Source organism: Amycolatopsis sp. NPDC039088, assembly GCF_055598845.1.
Genome location: NZ_JBVKAE010000004.1, coordinates 159,381 through 179,402 on the forward strand (window position 1 = coordinate 159,381; position 20,022 = coordinate 179,402).

The following is a 20,022-nucleotide window of genomic DNA, read 5'->3' on the forward strand; positions in this document are numbered from 1 at the left end:
AATGAGCGATTTCATCATCCGGCAGGGTGGTTCTGGGGACTTCGAGACGCTGCTGAACATGTTCGACGAGGCCGTCGCGTGGCTGGTCGAACGGGGTAGTGCGGGTCAGTGGGGGACCGAACCGTGGTCGACGATCCCGAAGCGGATCGAGCGGGTGCGCGGGATGGTCGACGGCCCTGGGCTGTATCTCGCCGAGGTCGGCGGCGAGGCGGCGGGCGCGATCATCCTCGGTGACCGTTTCCCGCACGTCCCGCCGGTCGACGAGCCCGAGATCTACATCGGCCTGCTGCTGACCTCGCGGCGGTTCTCCGGTCACCGGGTCGGCTCGCGGCTCATCGAGTTCGCGCTGGCCGAGGCACGGGAACGGGGCATCGAACTGGTGCGGGTCGACTGCTGGGCCGGCGGCGACGGTGACCTGCAGCGCTACTACGAGAGCCAGGGCTTCAAGCCGACGGAACGCTTCGACGTCAACGGCTGGATCGGGCAGGTGTTCGAGCAGCGGCCCTAGGACTGGCGTCCTCGCGGCTTCCAGTGCACCATAGTTGACACGTCGCCAACAGTGCCCCGGACGGCGCAGTCGCAAAGGAGCCCGCGTCATGGCCAAACGTGAACGTTCCCTGGCCGGCAAGGTCGTCGTGATCACCGGAGCGGCGCAGGGCATCGGCGCCGCCACCGCGACGGCGCTGTCCCGGCTCGGCGCCAAGGTGGTCATCGGCGATCTGGACCAGGTGCTCGCCGAGAAGACCGCGGCCGAGCTGGGTGCGGAGGCGCTGCCGCTCGACGTGACCGACACCAAGGGCTTCACCGAGTTCCTCGACGAGGTCGAGCGGCGCGTCGGCCCGATCGACGTGCTGATCAACAACGCGGGCATCATGCCGCTCGCACCGCTCGACGAAGAGGACGACGCGTCGACCCGGCGGCTGCTCGAGATCAACCTGCACGCGGTCATCCACGGCACCAGGGAAGCGGTCAAACGGATGCGCCCGCGTGGCACGGGCCACATCGTCAACATCGCTTCGATGGCGGGAAAGGCCGGATTCCCCGGCGCCGCCACCTACTGCGCCACGAAACACGCCGTCGTCGGCCTGTCGGAGTCGGTGCATCTGGAACTGCGCGGAACGGGCGTCCTGGTCTCGTGCGTGATGCCCGTCGTGGTGCGCACCGAACTGGCCAGCGGGCTCGGCGAGGCGAAGTTCTTCAAATCGGTGCGGCCGGAAGATGTGGCGCAGGCCATTGCCGATGCGTTGCGCCGTCCCAAATTCGACGTCTTCGTTCCCGCGTCGCTGGACGCCATGGGCAGAATCACACGACTGCTTCCCCGGCGCATCGGCGAAGGGCTGGTGCGCGCACTCGGCGGGGACAGGATTTTGGCCTCGGCAACGCATTCCAGTGCCCGCGCGGAGTACGAATCGCGGGCCGCGCGCAGTGCTCCGGCGGCGGAAAAGGAGTCCGGTTCTTAACTCGGACGGCCTAGCGACCGTCCGAAGTGGACGGCCTGGGACGACGACGGTGTTGAGTCGCACGCCGGTACACGGCAAGATTGCGTCTTACCGCGTTGATCCCTCCAGGAGGCACCCCATGGCCACACCCCCGGCACGGCTCGCCGCCGCCGCGTCGAACGTCGTCGGGAAGGTGCTGCACGGTGGTGTCGCCGATCTCCGCCCGGTGCCGCGCGTCCTGATCGACCAGGGCCCCAACCGGTCGGTCTACCGGCTGACGAACGGCAAGGAGCCGGTGTCCGGTCCGCCGGTGCTGCTGGTGCCGCCGCTGGCCGCGCCCGCGCTGTGCTTCGACCTGCGCCGTGGCTGCAGCCTCGCCGAGCATCTGGTCGAAGGCGGCCGCAACACCTACCTGGTCGACTACGGGAACGTGGCCTTCTCCGACCGGCGCCTCGGCATCGAGCACTGGATCGACGAAGTGCTCCCGCGGGCCATCCGCAAGGTCAGCGAGGATTCGGGCGGCCAGGGCGTGCACGTCGTCGCGTGGTGCCTCGGCGGGATCTTCTCCCTGCTGACCGCCGCCGACCAGCCCGAGCTGCCGATCGAGTCGATCGCGACCATCGCGTCGCCGTTCGATTTCACCGCGATCCCGCTGATCGCCCCGTTCCGCCCGCTGGTGGACCTCACCGGCGGCCATCTGCTGACGCCGATCTACCGCGTTCTCGGCGGCGCACCGTCCTATTTGGTCAGCCGCGTCTTCCGGGCGACCGGTATCAGCAAGGAGATCACCAAACCGCTGGCGATTCTGAAGAATCTCGACGACCGTGACTACCTGGCGCAGATCGAGGCCGTCGACCACTTCATGGACAACATGATCGCCTACCCCGGGCGGACGTTCGGCCAGATCTACCACCGGTTCTTCCGCGCCAACGACCTCGCCGAGGGCACGGTCGACCTCAACGGGCGCATCATCGCGCTGTCCGGGGTCAAGGTGCCCACGCTGGTCATCGCCGGGCAGAACGACACGATCGCGCCGCGTGCCGCTGTCGAGCGGCTGACCGGCCTGCTGGACAACGCGCCGTCGGTGACCTTCGAGACCGCGCCCGGCGGCCACCTCGGCGTCCTCACCGGCCGGAAGGCGCGGGGGACCACGTGGCGTTACCTCGACCGCTTCCTCGACGAGCAGGTCGCCTGAGCCTCAGTCGGCGGCTTCGTCGCTCTTGCGCTGAGTGGTCATCGCACTGCGCAACGACTGGCGTGGCGCGATCATGCCGACCATTTCGGTGATGTGGTGCCAGGCGTCGGTGATCTCCGCGGTGGCGCGGTCGCGTTGCAGGACGATCGTGGACAGCACCAGCGCCGTCATCCCGACGGTGGCGTCGAAGGCCTGGACCAGCAGCATCCTGGGCACCAGTTCGTAGCCGCCGTAAGGCCCCACGCCGCGCGCCGCGGTGAAGATCATGAAGGCGCAGACGCACAGGGAGCACAGCAGCGCGCCGGCCTGCCGGAAGCGCAAGGCCGCCCACACCAGCACAGGGAAGACGATGAACGTCTTGGGCGGGTTGGTGCCGGCGAGGAACGAGGAACCGAGAACGCAGACGCCGAGCGCGGCGGCTTCGGCCCAGCGGGAAAGCGGTATCCGGGTCGGCGGCCGGAATCTCTGCGCGAGCAGCAGCAGGGGGGTGATGGTGAGGACGCCCATCGCGTCACCGGTCCACCAGACCAGCGCCGTCGGCCAGAACTCGGCTGACCCGAGCCCTCCTCCGGCGACCAGTACGCCGGTGCCGATCAGCGCGCTGATCGCCGTGCCGCCGATGGCACCGACGACGACCAGCAGGACGACGTCCGGGAGCCGGTCGAGCCGGGTGCGGAAACCACACCGTCGCATCGAGGCGTAGCCGAGGAGTGGTCCGAGGGTGTTCCCGGCGGAGATCACCAGAACCACGAGCGGCGAGGGCCCGAACGTGATGTTCGTCAGGAGCGCGCCGAGGGTGATCCCCGGCCAGAACCGCGGCCCGAGCAGCATCGGCACCGCCAGCGCGACCCCGGCCGCGGGCCACAGCGGCGAGATCTGCTCCCGGACGATCGCCCACTGGATGCCGATCTGGCCGACGGCGAAGTAGCAGGCCGTGACGCCGAGGACGATCAGACACCACTGCGCGACCGGGGAGTGCTGTCGAGCGGACAGTCTCATCGCGACTCCGGCCTTGGCGGGCTGGGAAAACTACGAGAATACCCCGGCCCGGCCCCTTCAGCGGGTCGCCGGATGGTGTTGTCGTGGTCGCGGAGTCTGTTGGGAATAAACGAAAAAGGTGCCGATGCGGAAGCCCTGTGCAGCTGCACGGGCGCCTTCACGTGTCATAAGGGGTCCCCATAGGACCAAAATCGCCCTATGGGGACCCCTTACGAGACACTTCGAGCGCTACTTGAGTTCGGCGCTCGTCTTACCCAGGAGCCGGCGAGCCACGATGAGCTGCTGGATCTGTTGCGTGCCTTCGAAGATGTCCAGGATCTTCGCGTCCCGGCTCCATTTCTCCAGCAGCGATTCCTCGGTGTAGCCGTAGGTTCCCGCCAGCTCGACGCATTTCAGCGTGATCTCGACGACCGAGCGGCCTGCCTTCGCCTTGGCCATCGACGCCTGCAGCGAGTTCGGCTTGCGGTTGTCGGCCATCCACGCCGATTCCATGGTCAGCAGGTAGGCCGCTTCGTAGTCGGCTTCCAGCTGCAGGAACGTGGCGGCCGCGGCGTGCTGGCTGTGGACGGGCTTGTCGTAGTCGATGGTCACCCCGGCGTCGGTGAGGATCTTCCGGGTCTCCTCGAGCGCCGCGCGGGCGACGCCGATGGCCATGGCGGCGACCAGCGGGCGGGTGTTGTCGAAGGTCTGCATGACCCCGGCGAAACCCTTGGCGGTGTCGATCTCCGGGGTGCCGAGGAGGTTCTCCTTGGGCACGCGGACGTTCTCGAAGCGCAGCACGGCGGTGTCGGAGGCGCGGATGCCGAGTTTGTGCTCGACGCGCACCACCTCGAAGCCGGGGGTGCCCTTCTCGACAACGAACGACTTGATCGCCGCGCGGCCCTTCGTCTTGTCCAGAGTGGCCCAGACGACGACGGCGTCGGCACGCTCGCCGGCCGTCACGAAGATCTTCTCGCCGTTGATCACGTACTCGTCGCCGTCGAGGCGCGCGGTCGCGGTGATCGCGGCGGAGTCCGAGCCGCAGTCCGGTTCGGTGATCGCCATCGCGGCCCACAGCCCGGAGAACTTCTTGAGCTGTTCGTCCGTGGCGACCGAGCCGATGGCGGCGTTGCCGAGGCCCTGACGCGGCATCGACAGCAGCAATCCGACGTCGCCCCAGCACATCTCGATCGTGCCGAGCACGATGTTGAGGTTGGAACCGTTGCGGTTGCCCGGTTTCTCGTTCTTCTCCGACCGGCGGACGCCCGCCGCGCCCGCGCCGCCCTCGCCGGAGGAGTTCAGCCCGTCCAGCAGCGCGGCGAACATGTCGAGTTCGGTCGGATAGGTGTGCTCGGCGCGGTCGTACTTGCGCGAGATCGGCCGGAACACCTCGGCCGCGGCCTGGTACGCCTGGTTGATCAGGGTGCCGGCCTTCTTCGGAACCTCAAGGTTGATCATGATTGCCTTTCGAAAGTCCTAGAGAAGGACAGCGCCTTCCATCACGCCGATGGCACGGAGGTCGCGGTACCAGCGTTCGACCGGGTGTTCCTTGACGAAGCCGTGCCCGCCGAGCAGCTGCACTCCGGCGCTGCCGATCTGCATTCCCTTGTCGGTGGCCAGTTTCCTGGCCAGCGCGACCTCGCGGGCGTACGGCTTGCCCTGTTCGGCGCGGGCGGCGGCGCGGAGCGTGACCAGCCGCAGTCCCTCCAGCTCGATCGCGATGTCGGCGACCGAGAACGCGACGGCCTGCCGGTGGCTCACCGGTTCGCCGAACGCCTTGCGCTCGTTGACGTAGGGCACCACGTAGTCGAGGACGGCCTTGGCGGTACCGGCGGCCAGTGCGGCCCAGCCGAGCCGCGAGAGCCGGACGACCTCGGTGAAGACCTCGGCCTTGCCGCCGCCGAGCAGCGCTCCGGCGGGCAGGGCGACCTTCTCCAGGTGCAGCTTGCCGGTGGCCGCGCCGCGCAGGCCCATCGCGGGCTCGGTCTCGATGGTGACGCCCGCGTTGGACGATTCCACGAGGAACAGTGCGGGGCCGCGGCCTTCGAGGTCGGCCGAGACGATGAACAGTTCGGCGTCCGCGGCACGGGGTACCAGCGACTTCACGCCGTCGAGCTGGTAGCCCTTCGGCGTGCGGCGGGCCTTGGTCGCCGGTTTGAACGGGTCGAACAACGCCGTGCGCTCCTGCAGCGCGAGCGCCGCGGCCGGGACGTTCTCGCCGACGAACGCGGGCAGGTAGTCGGCCTGCTGCTGCTCGTCGCCGTAGGACACCAGCGCGGTGCTGACCGCGGACGGCGCGAGCACCGCGACCGCGAGGCCGAGGTCTCCGTGCGCGAGGGCCTCGGCGACCAGCGCGTTCGTGACGACCGATCGCTCGGTGCCGACGCCGCCCAGCTCCTCGGGGATGCCGACGAGCGTGATCCCGAGTTCGGCGGCGCGGCTCAGCAGGCCTTCGGGGGCCTTGAGTTTCGCGTCGGCGTCGGCCGCGGCGGGCCGCAGCTGTTCGGCGGCGAACTCCGTCACGGTCTCGACGATGAGCTGCTGGTCCTCACTCGGGGTGAGATCGAACAGTCCCGTGTCCTCCGTCGGCGCGAGCCGCGCGGGCTTGCCGAGCCGCTGGGCGGACTTGAACGTCCTCCCCGCCGCGCCGGCGACCCGGAAGCCGTTCCGCGTCCCGGCGCTGACCAGGTTCTGCACGGGCTTCCGCAGTCCTGCCCGTTCAATGACCTTGCTCCCGGCCAGCCGGGTGAGCGCGGACAGGCCAAGGCCCATCGCGTCTCGTTTCCTAGGCGCACCCACGGTGAGTCTCCCTGCCTCGCTTACCTACTGACGAGTAGGTTAACGCTCCTCGGCCGGAAGCGCTACCACGGGGGAGGCGAACGTCACGCCGGTGAGTGATTTCGGTGGTCGTGGAGGCCCGGATTACTCACGATCTTGCGCCTCTCGAAGGTCACCAGCCCCACCGCCGCCAGCGCCACGATGCCGACCAGCGCCACCGCCGGTACCAGCTCCAGCACCGGCGTCGCGGCCAGCAGGACCACCGCGAGCACCAGCCGCTGCACATTCCACGCGCCCAGGTTTCGCCGTCGCAGCCCGCTCAACGCGATCAGGTAGAGCGCGAGCCCGCCGGTGAGCGCCCAGATCGGCGTTCCGTGCAGGCCGTCGGAGAGGCTGTGGTGTTCGGTGTCGGACACGTACAGCAGTGACTTCTTCAGACCCAGCGCCACGAGCACGATCCCGGCGATGAGCGGCAGGTGCAGGAACGTGTAGGTGTCCGTGCCGATCTGGACCCGCTCCACGCCGTCCGCGCGCTTCAGGTTGCGCTCGGACACGTGCGCGACGACGGCGAAGTACATCCACCACATCGCCGAGGCCAGCGTGAGCCCGAAGACGGCGGCCAGCGTGATCGGCCAGGACATCGGATACGAGCTGATCCCGATGCCGATCGCCACGATCGACTCGCCGAGCGCGATGATCACGATCAGCCCGAAGCGCTCGGCGAAATGGCCGGGCTGGTGCAGCCGCCAGTCCGAAGAGCGCGTCCGGAAGACGTTGACGTAGTCCGCGAGCAGGGCGGCGGCCCAGATGCCGAGCTGTACCCAGCCGGAGAAGAAGGCCGCGACGGTCAGCAACGCGACGCTCGGCAGCAGGCCGACGAACATCTTCAGCACCGTCTTGCGCAGGGCCGGGTCGTTCCGCCCGGCGCCGAGGAAGGCGATCAGGTGCAGCAGCCGCACGAGGAAGTAGCAGCCGACGAACATCAGCGGCGCGTACAGCCCGCCGGGCAGGTCGGTGAACGCCTCCGGGATGGTCAGCGACACCAGGAACATCGTGCCCATCGCGGCGAACATCGCCAGCTGGGCGATACCGCGGTCGACGTGCACGGTGTTGGCCAGCCAGGCGTAGGCGCACCAGCACCACCACAGGACGGCGATCATCGCCACGCCCTGCCCGATGCCGAGCGGGGTGAGGTGATCGGCCATCAGCTGGGTGGTCTGGGTGATGGCGTAGACGAAGACCAGGTCGAAGAAGAGTTCCAGCGTGGTGACCTTGTGGTCTTCTTCCCTGGTCACCAGATGCAGGCCGCGTTTCGTTGGCACGGGCATATCGTGCACCGCCGGCCTTTGCGGGACACGCGAGTTTGCTAGGAGCTGACCTTCAGGACCGCGTGTGTCAGCGCGGTCAGCTCCGCCTCGATGTTCGGGCGGCCGTTGACCCGCCGGGTACGCGCGAGGTCGTTCGCGATGGTCAGCGCCGCGTGCACGGTGATCTTCACTTCGCGCAGGCTCAGTTCCGGGCGGACTTCCGAAGCCAGCGCGATCCAGCGCGCGACGTAGTCCCGCTGGACCCGGATCAGATCCGCCTTGTCGCGTTCCGGCAGCTCCATCGGACTACCGGAGAACGACACCAGCAGCTCGGGCGTGTGCAGCAGGGTGTGCACGTAGGACGCCGCCAGCCTGCGCAGCGCGTCGCGTTCGTCGTCGGTCCGCAGCGCGCGTTCCGCGGCGAGCGCGAGCCTGTCGGCCGCTCGATGCCCGATCGCCACCATCAGCGCGGCCTTGCTGGGGAAGTGCCGGTACACGCTGGGCCCGGCGATCCCGGCCGCCGCGCCGATCTCCTCCATACTCACCGCGCGGAAGCCGCGTCGCCCGAACAACTCGGTCGCGGCCGCGAGGATCTGCTCACGCCGGGACGGCTCGCCGAGTGACATCGACGGCGTCTCTTCCGGCGCCTCCCCGGGTTCGGGCAGTGTGACATGCAGCACCGACTCCGCCAGTTGCACCAGCAGCTGCGCGAAGCGTTTCTTCGCCACGGACGTGTGATGTACGGAGACACTGCCGAACACGCTCAGCCCCGCCCAGCACAGCAGTTCGGCGTCGTCGGGGGTCAGTTCGGGACGCAGCGCGAGCAGCGCCTTGGACCACGCCGCGAGCACCGCGCCGGACCGGCGGCGGATCTCCCGGCGTTCCTCCCGGGGGAGATGCCTGCCTTCCCAACGCCACAGCGCGGCGACCTCGCGCCGCTCGACGGCTTGCGCGGCCAGCGTGCCCAACAGGGCGTTGACCTGCGCGGGAACGGGAAGGTCGACGTCGGCGAGCGTCTCGGTGGTGGCCCTCTCCATGTCGTCGATGCCGGAGAGCACGACGTAGGACAGCACCGCTTGCTTGTCCGCGAAATGCCGGTACAGCGCGGGCCCGGTGATCCCGGCCGCGGCGGCGATGTCGTTGATGCCGACGCCGTGGAACCCGCGGGCGCGAAACAGCTCCGCGGCGAGGCCTGCCAGCTGGGCCTTGCGGTCGCGCGGTCGGGCTTGGCGCTCGGTCGGGTGATCCATAGGTGAACACACGATAGCGCCGGTTGCGTGCATCGCAACCCATTGACACCATGGGGTTATCGCGGTTTATGTTAATGCCCATTAGCATGGCTACCGGCCGGTACGATCCGGCTGTGTCCATCCCCGATACAGCGCCGTACTGCGGAGGAGTTTTTCTGTGAGTAGCGAGGCCTACATCTACGAGGCGATCCGTACGCCTCGCGGCAAGAACAAGGGCGGTGCCCTCCATGGCACCAAGCCGGTCGATCTCGTGGTCGGCCTCATCGAGGAACTGAAGGTCCGTCACCCGAACCTCGACCCCGCCGTGATCGACGACATCGTCCTCGGCGTCGTATCCCCGGTCGGCGAGCAGGGCGCCGTGATCGCGCGCACCGCCGCACTGAACGCGGGCCTGCCGCAGTCGGTCGCCGGCGTGCAGCTGAACCGCTTCTGCGCCTCCGGCCTCGAAGCCACCAACACCGCCGCGCAGAAGGTCCGCTCCGGCTGGGACCAGCTGATCATCGCGGGCGGCGTCGAGTCGATGTCGCGCGTGCCGATGGGCTCCGACGGCGGCGCGCTGTTCATGGACCCCGCCACCGCGTACGACAACTACATCGTCCCGCAGGGCACCGGCGCCGACCTGATCGCGACCATCGAGGGCTTCTCCCGCGAGGACGTCGACGCGTGGGCCGTGCGTTCGCAGGAAAGGGCCGAAGCGGCCTGGTCCGGCGGCTACTTCGCGAAGTCCGTCGTCCCGGTGAAGGACATCAACGGTGTCACGATCCTCGACCACGACGAGCACCGTCGCCCGGGCAGCACCGTCGAGGGCCTCGGCAAGCTCAAGCCCGCCTTCGCCGGCATCGGTGAGCTGGGCGGCTTCGACGCCGTCGCGCTGCAGAAGTACCACTCGGTCGAGAAGATCAACCACGTCCACACCGGCGGAAACTCGTCCGGCATCGTGGACGGCGCCGCGGTCGTCCTGGTCGGCAACGAGCAGATCGGCAAGGACTTCGGCCTGACCCCGCGCGCCCGCATCGTGGCGACCGCGACCGTCGGCTCCGAGCCCACGATCATGCTCACCGGCCCGACCCCGGCCACCGAGAAGGTCCTGAAGCTCGCCGGTCTCACCCCGGACGACATCGACCTGTGGGAGCTGAACGAGGCCTTCGCCTCGGTCGTCCTCAAGTGGATCAAGGACCTGCACCTCGACGAGGAGAAGGTCAACGTCAACGGCGGCGCCATCGCGATGGGGCACCCGCTGGGCGCCACCGGCGCGATGCTGGTCGGCACCGTCGTCGACGAGCTGGAGCGTCGTCAGGCGCGCCGCGCCCTGGTCACCCTGTGCATCGGCGGCGGCATGGGCGTCGCGACCATCATCGAGCGGGTCTGAGGAAGAGACAATGACTGAAGCGAAGACCATCCGCTGGGAGCAGGACGCCGACGGCATCGTCGTGCTCACCCTTGACGACCCGAAGCAGTCCGCCAACACGATGAACGCCGACTTCCGCGAGTCGCTCGGCGTTGTCGTGGACCGCCTGGAGGCGGAGAAGGACAACATCACCGGTGTCGTCCTCACCTCGGCCAAGAAGACCTTCTTCGCCGGCGGCGACCTGAACGACCTGATCAAGGCGAAGCCGGAGAACGCGGCCGAGCTCACCGAGGGCAGCGCCCTGATGAAGAGCCAGATGCGACGGCTCGAGCAGCTGGGCAAGCCGGTCGTGGCCGCCATCAACGGCGCCGCGCTCGGCGGCGGGCTCGAACTCGCGCTCGCGACGCACCACCGCATCGCGGCCGACGTCAAGGGCAGCCAGATCGGCCTCCCCGAGGTCACCCTCGGCCTGCTCCCCGGCGGCGGTGGCATCGTCCGCACCGTCCGCCTGCTCGGCATCCAGAGCGCGCTGCTGAACGTGCTGCTGCAGGGCCAGCGGCACCGTCCGGCCAAGGCGAAGGAACTCGGCCTCGTGCACGAGCTCGTCGGCACCGTCGAGGAACTCGTGCCCGCCGCGAAGGCGTGGATCAAGGCCAACCCCGAAGCCGGCGTGCAGCCGTGGGACGTCAAGGGTTACAAGATCCCGGGCGGCACCCCGTCGAACCCGAGCTTCGCGGCGAACCTGCCCGCGTTCCCGGCGAACCTGCGCAAGCAGATCAAGGGCGCGAACATGCCTGCCCCGCGCGCGATCCTGGCCGCGGCCATCGAGGGTTCGCAGGTCGACTTCGACACCGCGATCACCGTCGAGACCCGCTACTTCGTGCACCTCGCCACCGGCCAGGTCTCGAAGAACATGACGAAGGCGTTCTTCTTCGACCTGCAGAGCATCAACTCCGGCGGCTCGCGTCCGGACGGCTTCGAGAAGTACACGGCCAAGAAGGTCGGCGTCGTCGGCGCGGGCATGATGGGCGCCGCGATCGCGTACGTCTCGGCGAAGGCCGGAATCGACGTCGTGCTCAAGGACGTCACCCTCGAAGGCGCCGAAAAGGGCAAGGGCTACGCGGTCAAGCTGGAGGAGAAGGCACTCTCCCGCGGCAAGACCACGAAGGAGAAGTCCGACGCGCTGCTCGCCAAGATCAAGCCGACCGACAAGGCGGAGGACTTCGCCGGCGTCGACTTCGTGATCGAGGCCGTCTTCGAGAGCGTCGAGCTGAAGCACAAGGTCTTCCAGGAGATCGAGGGCTTCGTCAACCCGGACGCCGTGCTCGGCTCGAACACCTCGACCCTGCCGATCACCGCGCTCGCCGAGGGCGTGCAGCGGAGCGAGGACTTCATCGGGATCCACTTCTTCTCGCCGGTGGACAAGATGCCGCTGGTCGAGATCATCTGCGGGGAGAAGACCTCGCCCGCCACGCTGGCGAAGGTTTTCGACTACACCCTGCAGATCAAGAAGACCCCGATCGTCGTCAACGACAGCCGCGGCTTCTTCACCTCGCGCGTCATCGGCACGTTCCTCAACGAGGCCGTCGCCGCGCTGGGCGAGGGTGTCGAGCCGGCGTCGATCGAACAGGCCGGTGCGCAGGCCGGTTACCCGGCCCCGCCGCTGCAGCTGATGGACGAGCTGACCCTGACGCTGCCGCGCAAGATCCGCAAGGAGACCCGCGAAGCGATCGAGGCCGCCGGCGGCACCTGGAACGCGCACGCGTCCGAAGGTGTCATCGACCGGATGGTGGAGGAGTTCGACCGCAAGGGCCGCTCCACCGGTTCGGGCTTCTACGACTACGACGAGGACGGCAAGCGGACCGGTCTCTGGCCAGGCTTGCGCGACGCCTTCAAGTCGGGCAGCGCCGAGGTTCCGTTCGAGGACCTCAAGGAGCGCATGCTGTTCGCCGAGGCGCTCGAGACCGTGAAGTGCTTCGACGAGGGTGTGCTCAAGACCATCGCCGACGCCAACATCGGTTCGATCTTCGGCATCGGTTTCCCGGCGTGGACCGGCGGTGTCATCCAGTACATCAACCAGTACGAGGGTGGCCTGCAGGGCTTCGTCGATCGCGCTCGGCAGCTCGCCGAGCGCTACGGCGACCACTTCAACCCGCCCTCGTCGCTGGTCGAGAAGGCCGCGAAGGGCGAGATCTACGAGTAAATCGCTTCTCTAACACCTGAAAGCCCCCTTCCACTGGGTTCCAGTGGAAGGGGGCTTTCACATGCGCGATTGACAAAATGGATTTTTACGTTCAAACTTGTTTTTGTGATCGAGGAAGTGGGGCCGTGAAGGACGTCGAGTACCTGGAGCGGATGGACCAGGCGGAGGCGTTGCTGAAACCGCAGCGGGTGGATGTCCTGCGGCAACTGGCGGAGCCGCGGTCCTGCACCGAGGTGGCGGCGGTGCTGGATCAGACCCCGCAACGGGTCTATTACCACGTGAAACGCCTGGTGGAAGCCGGTCTGGTGAAGCAGGTGTCGGAGCGGAAGGTGCGCGCCGTCAGTGAGGGCGTGTACCAGGCGAGCGCGCGTTCGTACTGGCTGTCGCCGGCCCTGGTCGGCCGGATCGGTCCGCGGGCGGTGCGGGACGAACTGAGCCTCGGCTACCTGGTGGACCTCATGGAGGAGGTCCAGTCGGATGTCGCCGCGCTCGACCGGACCGCGCCCGAACTGCCGTCGATCGGCGTCTCCGGGGAGATCCGGGTGGAGCCGGAGCGGCGCCAGGAGTTCCTCGACGAACTGAAGACGACATTGCAGGACCTGTTCACGCGCTACGGCGGAGCGGAAGGAGACGCCTTCAAGCTCGCCGTGGCCTGTTACCCGAAGGGAAATGCCCGTGACTGAACCATCGAGATTCCGGGTACGGATGCGCGCGCCGATCGCCGAGGTCTGGCGTGCCCTGACCGAGGCGGAAGCCTTGCGTACTTGGCTTTCCGAAGACGCGGAAGTCGACCTGCCGTCCCGGTACGAGTTCTGGGGCCGCTACACGCCGGAAGGCGATCGTCCGCGACAGCGACTGTTGCTGGCCGAGGACAACGTCCTGCGGTTCGCCTGGACGGTCGAGGAGAAGGAGACGGTCGTCGAGATCGTGCTGACCGAAGACGGGGACACAACCTCCCTGTCGTTCAGTCAAACCGGTGTGCCGGACTTCGACGCGCTGCTCGCCGACCCGGACTCGCCGCTCGGCATGATGCACACGTTCTGGGCGCTGTCCGTGACGAACCTGGTCGACCACGTCGAAGGCCGCGCACTCACCGCCCGCTGCGACCTGACCTCTCCCCTGATGAGCGAAGAAATAATGATCGACGCGCCACGAGGCGAAGTCTACGCCTCGATCGCCGACCCCGGCGTGTTCACCCGCTGGTTCGGCGCCCGCATCGAGGCGGAGGTCCACGTCGGCGGCCGTTGGGCGATGGGTTCGCTGGAGCAGGATCCCGCCCCGGCGAAGATCGTCGATCTGGTGCCTGACACCAAGATGTCGCTTGAGTACCAGCACGGTGTCGTGACCTCGTGGGAGCTCGAAGACTCCGACGGCGGGACGAAGCTGACCTTCGTCCAAAGTGGATTCTCCGAGGAGAAGCCGCCCTACGGCTCGTGGATGGGCTGGCTGAGCGGTGTGGCCGAACTGCGCCGGTTCCACGAGATCGACGACTGGCTTCCTTTGTGGACCGAGGTGCACCTGGAAGGAATGCCCGAAGGACTCATCACGATCGATGGGAAGTAGGAGGGTCCGATGGTGCTCGAAGGCAGGAACGCGATCATCTATGGAGCCGCGGGCGGGATCGGCGGCGCGGTGGCCCGCGGGTTCGCCAGAGAGGGCGCGACAGTCCATCTCACCGGCCGCACGCTCAAGAAGCTCGACGCACTGGCAGACGAAATCCGTGCCGCGGGAGGGAAAGCGGAGACGGCGGAGTTCGACGCGCTCGACGAAACGGCCATCGACGAGCATGCCGCTTCGGTGGCCTCTTCCGCTGGCAGTGTCGACATCTCGATGAACGTGATCACGCACAACGACGTTCAGGGCACTCCGCTGGTGGAGATGTCGTTGGCGGACTTCGAAAGCCCGGTCCGGACGGCGGTGCGCACCAACTTCCTGACCGCGCGGGCGGCCGCCCGGCACATGATCGGACAGGGTTCCGGGGTGATCCTGATGTTCGGCGGCGACGGTGATCCGCTGCCCGGATACCATCTCGGCGGGCTGCAGGTCGCGTTCAGCGCGATGGAAGCGCTGCGACGAGGGCTGGCGTGCGAACTCGGCCCGCACGGCATCCGGGTCGTGACCCTGCGGACCGGCGGAATCCCGGAGACGATCCCCGACGGCGCCGGACTCGACGACGCCATCCGTGACATGGTCGACTCGACGATGCTCAAGCGGACGGCCTCGTTGGAGGACGTGGCCCGGGTCGCCGCCTTCGCCGCGTCGGACCACGCGCGCAGCATGACGGCGACGGCGTTGAACATCAGTTGCGGCACGATGGTCGACTGACCTTCCGGCGGCGGTAACACCGGCGAACGATCTCCCGACTACGCGGCACTACCAAGTGCTGGGGAGGCCGTCTTGCCGAAGAGAACGACGAAACTGGGCATCGCACTGGCGATCGGTCTTCTGGTCGCCGGTGGCTGTGGGGTGGAGACCGTGCCCAGCGGGCGGGTCACGCCGCAGAGCAGCACCGTCCGGACGACGCCGACGCCGACCAGTAGCTGGGCGCCACCCACGTCGGCGCCGACACCCGAGCCACTCGTCCAGTCCACCCCGACCTCGGTCGAGGTACCCACCCCGGTTCAGCCGCCGCCGTCGAAGACGAGCCCGAAGACGACACCCACGGCGAAGGCGCCGGCCCTGACGGAGTGCGGAAGCGACTATTACCGCAATACCGACGGCGTCTGTGTCCATCGTCCCGCGAGCGGGCCCGGCGCGGCCGACGGCGCGACCGCCCTCTGCAAGGACGGTTCCTATAGCTACAGCCAGAATCGGCGGGGAACCTGCTCAGGCCACGGCGGGGTCCGCAGCTGGTTGTGATCCCGTCGGTGAACCGTTCACTGAGAAGGGAGGTGCTGTGTAAGGTCGGATCATGGGACGCACATGGTGAATCCGGCCGGTCGGGCACCTTCGCCCCGGCTCTTCGTCGTCGTGCTCGCCACCTGCGGTCTGGTGGCCTCGTTCATGCAGACGCTCGTCGTCCCGCTCATCCCGGCGTTTCCCCGGTTGCTCAACACGACCCCGGCCGACGCGTCGTGGGTGGTGACGGCGACCCTGATCGCCGGGGCCGTGGTGATGCCGGTGAGCGGCAGGCTCGGCGATCTCTACGGTAAGCGCCGGTTGTTGCTGATCAGCCTGGGCTTCCTGGTCGCGGGCTCGGTGGTGTCCGCGGTGACCAGTTCGCTCGCGCTGATGGTCGTCGGCCGTGGCCTGCAAGGCTGTGCGATGGGCGCGATCCCGCTGGGGATCAGCATCATGCGCGACGAACTCGCGCCCGAACGCGTCGGTGCCGCGATCTCGGTGATGAGTTCGACGCTCGGCGTCGGCGGCGCGATCGGGCTGCCCGTGTCGGCGCTGGTCGCGCAGCACGCCGATTGGCACGTCCTCTTCTGGGCGTCGGCGGGGCTCGGGCTGGTCTGCGGCCTGTTGATCCTGTTCGTGATACCGGAGTCGCCGCTGAAGACGCCCGCGCCGTTCGACTACCTCGGTGCACTGGGGCTGACGGCCGGGCTGGTCTGCCTGCTGTTGCCGATCGTCAAGGGCCGTGAATGGGGCTGGGGAAGCGTCCGGACACTCGGCTTCGTCGGTGTCGCGGTGGCGGTCCTGCTGGTCTGGGGCCTTTACCAGCTGCGACGCCGCGATCCGCTGGTGGACTTGCGGGTCTCCGCGCGGCGTCCGGTGCTGTTCACCAACCTCGCGTCGATCATGATCGGGTTCGCGCTGTACTCGTTGGCGTTGTCGTTCCCGCAGTTGCTGCAGGCTCCCTCGTCGACCGGGTACGGACTCGGACTGACGATGGTGCAGGCCGGGCTCTGCCTGGCACCGAACGGCGTGGTCATGTTCATGTTGTCGCCGGTTTCGGCACGGCTCATCGAGCGCTACGGCCCGCGTACGACGCTGATGACCGGGGCCGCCACCATCGCGGCCGGGTACCTCTTCGCGACGGTGCTGATGGACAACGCGTTGGAGCTGATCGTGGCGTCGATCATCATCGGCGGCGGGGTCGGCATCGCCTACGCGGCCATGCCCGCGCTGATCATGGGCTCGGTGCCGGTGACCGAAACCGCGTCCGCGAACGGGCTGAACTCGCTGATGCGCTCCGTCGGCACGTCGACGTCCAGCGCGGTGATGGCGACCATGCTCGCCTCGCTGGCGATCACCGTCGGCGGTGTCTCCGTTCCGTCCGCGACAGGGTTCCGGCTGAGCTTCCTGGTCGCCGCCGGCGCGGCTCTCTTGGGGCTCGCCTTGACCGCTTTCGTCCCGAAGCAGCGCCAGCCGAAACCCCTGGTCGCCTCGGCCCACTAACCCCCGCGCGCGCTAGGAAAGGTCGTTTCCTCGCAAATTTCGCAAGGAAAGGACCTTTCCTAGCGCGCTAACGGCGCTCGGCTCAGAACAGCGTCGGAACGATCGCATCGATCAGGTGCGGTCCCGGCTCGGCGAGCGCGCGTTGGAACTGCTCGGCGAGTTCCTCCGCGGTCGTCGCCCGCGTCGCCGGGACGCCCATCCCCTCGGCGATCTTGACGAAGTCCATGTCCGGCCGCGAAAGGTCGAGCAGTTCGTTCGCCTTGGGACCGCTGGCGTCCGCGCCGACACGCTGCAACTCCAGCCGCAGGATCGCGTACGCGCGGTTGTTCAGCAGGACCGTGGTGACGTTGAGGTTCTCCCGCGCCTGGGTCCACAACGCCGAAATCGTGTAAAGCGCGCTGCCGTCGGACTGCAGGTTGATCACCGGCCGGTCCGGCGCGGCGACGGCCGCACCGGTGGCGACAGGCATTCCGTAGCCGATCGCGCCGCCGGTCAGGGTCAGTACGTCGTGCCGCGGCGCCCCCGCGGTCGCGGCAGGCAGCAGCAGACCGGAGGTGTTCGCCTCGTCCGCGATGATCGCGCGCTCCGGCAGCAGCGCGCCGATCACGTCGACCCAGTTCTGCGGGGTCAGCGGCCCGGACGGCAGCGCGGGCCGGGATGCCTGCTGCAGCACCGGCTCCGTCTCGGCCGCGACCAGCTCCGCGATGTCGTTCAGCGCGCGCGGGACGTCCTGCCCGACGTCGGCCAGCACGTGAACCTGCGCGCCTTCGGGAACCAGGTCGCTCGCCTTGCCCGGGTACGCGAAGAACGACACAGGCGCTTTCGTCCCGGCGATGATCACGTGCTTGATCCCGTCGAGCTGGTACGCGACCTGCTCGGCGAGGTAGCCCAGCCGCTCGATCGTCGGCAGGCCTTCGCCGCGCTCCAGTCGCGCGGGGAACGTCTCGATGAACGCCTTCACCCCGGTCGCGGCGGCGATCCGGCTGGTCGCGAGCAAGCCTGCCTCGCGGCAACCACTGCCGCCGACGAGAAGCGCGACCGGTTCGCCACTGGTCAGCACGTCGGCGATGTTCTTCACCTTCGTCGCGTCGACGACCTGTGGGATCCGCGGCGGGATGGGCGCGCAGGTCTCACCGCCCTCGCCCCACGACGCGTCCGCCGGGAGGATCAGCGTCGCCACCTGTCCGGGTGCGTCCTGCGACGCGGCAACGGCCGCGGCCGCGTCGGCGCCGACGTCCTTCGTGTGCTCGGAGCGCCGGATCCAGCCTTCGAGCGAACCGGCCACGGCCTCGATGTCCGATTCGAGCGGGGCGTCGTACTGCTTGTGGTAGGTCGCGTGATCGCCGATCACGTTGACGATCGGGGTGTGCGCGCGGCGGGCGTTGTGCAGGTTCGCCAGCCCGTTCCCGAGACCCGGGCCGAGGTGCAGCAGCGTGGCCGCCGGTTTCCCGGCGATGCGCGCGTAACCGTCCGCCGCGCCGGTGACGACACCTTCGAACAGGCCGAGCACGCCGCGCATCTCGGGCACGGTGTCGAGCGCGGCCACGAAATGCATCTCCGAGGTGCCGGGATTCGAAAAGCACACATCGACACCACTGTCGACGAGCGTGCGGATCAGGGACTGGGCGCCGTTCATCTCACTCACTTTCAAGCCCTCTCAGCGAAAAGAACGCCGGGGTTGAGGATCCCGGCCGGGTCGAAGCTTTCCTTGATCCGGCGCATCAGCGCGATCTTCGCCGGGTCCTCCAGGTCGAGGAAGTAGGCGGACTTGGCCTGCCCGAGGCCGTGCTCGCCGGAGATCGCGCCGCCGAGTTCCATACCGAGCGCGAACATGTCGGTCAGCAGCTTCTTCCGCTTCTCCGCGTCCTTGCAGAAGATGGCGAGATGGACGTTCCCGTCGCCCGCGTGCCCGCAGCCGAGTGCGCCCGCTTCGCGCGACAACGCCATTTCCCTGGCGCGGCGCAGGAATTCCGGCATCGCGGACCTGGGGACCACCACGTCGATGACGTCATCGGCGCCCGCCGCCTTGGCCGTCCAGAACGCCTTCTCGCGGGCTTCGATGAGCTTGCGTGCTGAACCGCCCTCGAGCACGTACACGTCCATCGCGCCGACATCGCTCAGCAGTCCGCCGAGTTCCTCGATGTCGGCGTGCAGCCTGTCGTTGTCGCGGTTTTCCAGCGCCACCACCAGGTACGCCTGCGCGGAGTCGCGGATGTCGTCCGGGACGCCGAGGCTGAGCTTCTCGTTGTAGCTGATCGCGGCGAGCGTCAGGTTGTCGATGTATTCGAGGATGTGCGGCGCGAGCCCGCTGGAGATGATCTTCGGGACGACGGTCATCACCTCGTCGAAGGTCTCGAACGGGGCGAGCACCGTGGCGCCGTGCGGCAGGCGCGGGTACAGCTTCACGATGACCTCGGTCGCGATCGCGAGCGTGCCTTCCGAGCCGATGATCAGCTGGGTCAGGTCGTACCCGGTCGACACCTTCGAGGTCTTGCCGCCGGTACGGATGATCTCGCCGGTCGGCAGCACCGCCTGGAGGCCCACGACGTTGTGCCGCGTGACGCCGTACTTGACCGCGCGCATCCCGCCCGCGTTCGTCCCGACGTTGCCGCCGACGCTCGCGCTCAGTTCGCCAGGGTGGACGGTGTAACCGAGTCCGGCCTCGGTGGTCTTTTCGTCCAATTCGGACAGTGTGACGCCGGGCTGGACGACGGCGACATGGTTCTCGACGTCGATCTCCAACACCGCGTTCATCCGCTCGAAAGAGATCACCATGCCGTTCTCGCTCGGCCGCGCGCCGCCCGAAAGCCCCGTGCCCGACCCTCTCGCGGTGACCGGCACGCCGTGTTCGGTCGCCGCTTTGAGCAGCTCCGCGACCTCCTCGGCACTGCCCGGTTTCGCCAGGTAAGCGGGCCGCTGCGGGGCGGTCGTCAACGCCTCGTCGTGTGCGTAGTCCTCGGGGATCGCCTCGCCTGTCAGCAGATTCGTGTCCCCGACGATCTCGGCGAACCGTGCCGCAACATCGCCCATCGACAGCCCTTCCTCACGCGTCCTTGCCTGGTTACCGAAGCGTAGTACGTCGCGGGCGGCGATGGCCATGAATCATTTTCATGTTCGCTTCGCCCGGAGGCATGGAGGCGGGCTGAGAGGTGTCGGCCTCGGGGTGGTGCGGATTCGAAC

The 20,022-nt window shown here is 68.1% G+C and carries 17 protein-coding genes; 10 read left to right on the forward strand and 7 right to left on the reverse strand.

What is annotated here, in order from left to right:
- Position 1: 1 nt before the first annotated feature.
- The 3 genes from ACZ7KI_RS07155 (at position 2) to ACZ7KI_RS07165 (ending at position 2,634) form a co-directional block, all read left to right on the forward strand.
- Complete coding sequence (locus ACZ7KI_RS07155) at positions 2–508, forward strand: GNAT family N-acetyltransferase (protein WP_470272294.1); 507 nt, start codon at positions 2–4, stop codon at positions 506–508.
- Positions 509–596: 88 nt separating this feature from the next.
- Entirely contained in the window at positions 597–1,460 is an 864-nt protein-coding gene (locus ACZ7KI_RS07160; protein ID WP_470272295.1) for an SDR family oxidoreductase, read from the forward strand.
- 118 nt (positions 1,461–1,578) lie between these two features.
- On the forward strand, positions 1,579–2,634 hold the full coding sequence (locus tag ACZ7KI_RS07165) for an alpha/beta fold hydrolase (protein WP_470272296.1): 1,056 nt from the start codon (positions 1,579–1,581) through the stop codon (positions 2,632–2,634).
- A 3-nt stretch (positions 2,635–2,637) separates the two neighbouring features.
- Here ACZ7KI_RS07165 and ACZ7KI_RS07170 read toward each other — a convergent pair whose 3' ends face one another.
- The 5 genes from ACZ7KI_RS07170 to ACZ7KI_RS07190 form a co-directional block, all read right to left on the reverse strand.
- Positions 2,638–3,633 (reverse strand): MASE1 domain-containing protein, encoded by a 996-nt coding sequence (locus tag ACZ7KI_RS07170; protein ID WP_470272297.1) that lies wholly within the window; start codon positions 3,631–3,633, stop codon positions 2,638–2,640.
- 228 nt (positions 3,634–3,861) lie between these two features.
- Positions 3,862–5,070, reverse strand: coding sequence for an acyl-CoA dehydrogenase family protein (locus ACZ7KI_RS07175; protein ID WP_470272298.1), 1,209 nt, complete (start codon positions 5,068–5,070; stop codon positions 3,862–3,864).
- 18 nt (positions 5,071–5,088) lie between these two features.
- Entirely contained in the window at positions 5,089–6,384 is a 1,296-nt protein-coding gene (locus tag ACZ7KI_RS07180) for an acyl-CoA dehydrogenase family protein (protein ID WP_470272418.1), read from the reverse strand.
- A gap of 110 nt (positions 6,385–6,494) precedes the next feature.
- Positions 6,495–7,718, reverse strand: coding sequence for a low temperature requirement protein A (locus ACZ7KI_RS07185; protein ID WP_470272299.1), 1,224 nt, complete (start codon positions 7,716–7,718; stop codon positions 6,495–6,497).
- A gap of 38 nt (positions 7,719–7,756) precedes the next feature.
- The gene (locus ACZ7KI_RS07190) at positions 7,757–8,947 is read right to left on the reverse strand and encodes a TetR/AcrR family transcriptional regulator (RefSeq protein WP_470272300.1); all 1,191 of its coding nucleotides are present in this window, start codon (positions 8,945–8,947) and stop codon (positions 7,757–7,759) included.
- 157 nt (positions 8,948–9,104) lie between these two features.
- Between ACZ7KI_RS07190 and ACZ7KI_RS07195 the strand changes: the two genes are divergently transcribed.
- From ACZ7KI_RS07195 to ACZ7KI_RS07225, 7 genes are all read left to right on the forward strand, one after another.
- The gene (locus ACZ7KI_RS07195; protein ID WP_470272301.1) at positions 9,105–10,316 is read left to right on the forward strand and encodes an acetyl-CoA C-acetyltransferase; all 1,212 of its coding nucleotides are present in this window, start codon (positions 9,105–9,107) and stop codon (positions 10,314–10,316) included.
- A gap of 10 nt (positions 10,317–10,326) precedes the next feature.
- Complete coding sequence (locus tag ACZ7KI_RS07200; protein ID WP_470272302.1) at positions 10,327–12,498, forward strand: 3-hydroxyacyl-CoA dehydrogenase NAD-binding domain-containing protein; 2,172 nt, start codon at positions 10,327–10,329, stop codon at positions 12,496–12,498.
- A 125-nt stretch (positions 12,499–12,623) separates the two neighbouring features.
- A complete protein-coding gene (locus tag ACZ7KI_RS07205) occupies positions 12,624–13,181 on the forward strand; it encodes a helix-turn-helix domain-containing protein (RefSeq protein WP_470272303.1) in 558 nt (185 codons plus the stop codon).
- A complete protein-coding gene (locus ACZ7KI_RS07210; RefSeq protein WP_470272304.1) occupies positions 13,168–14,061 on the forward strand; it encodes an SRPBCC domain-containing protein in 894 nt (297 codons plus the stop codon). Before ACZ7KI_RS07205 ends, ACZ7KI_RS07210 begins: the two co-directional genes overlap by 14 nt.
- A 9-nt stretch (positions 14,062–14,070) precedes the next feature.
- Entirely contained in the window at positions 14,071–14,823 is a 753-nt protein-coding gene (locus tag ACZ7KI_RS07215; RefSeq protein ID WP_470272305.1) for an SDR family NAD(P)-dependent oxidoreductase, read from the forward strand.
- Positions 14,824–14,895: 72 nt separating this feature from the next.
- Positions 14,896–15,357, forward strand: a complete 462-nt coding sequence (locus ACZ7KI_RS07220) for a DUF3761 domain-containing protein (RefSeq protein ID WP_470272306.1) — start codon at positions 14,896–14,898, stop codon at positions 15,355–15,357.
- A gap of 63 nt (positions 15,358–15,420) precedes the next feature.
- Positions 15,421–16,842, forward strand: a complete 1,422-nt coding sequence (locus tag ACZ7KI_RS07225) for an MFS transporter (RefSeq protein ID WP_470272307.1) — start codon at positions 15,421–15,423, stop codon at positions 16,840–16,842.
- A gap of 82 nt (positions 16,843–16,924) precedes the next feature.
- Here ACZ7KI_RS07225 and ACZ7KI_RS07230 read toward each other — a convergent pair whose 3' ends face one another.
- Both ACZ7KI_RS07230 and ACZ7KI_RS07235 read right to left on the reverse strand, forming a co-directional pair.
- On the reverse strand, positions 16,925–18,478 hold the full coding sequence (locus ACZ7KI_RS07230; RefSeq protein WP_470272308.1) for an acetolactate synthase large subunit: 1,554 nt from the start codon (positions 18,476–18,478) through the stop codon (positions 16,925–16,927).
- An 11-nt stretch (positions 18,479–18,489) separates the two neighbouring features.
- Positions 18,490–19,872 (reverse strand): FAD-binding oxidoreductase, encoded by a 1,383-nt coding sequence (locus ACZ7KI_RS07235; RefSeq protein WP_470272309.1) that lies wholly within the window; start codon positions 19,870–19,872, stop codon positions 18,490–18,492.
- Between the last annotated feature and the right edge of the window lie 150 nt (positions 19,873–20,022).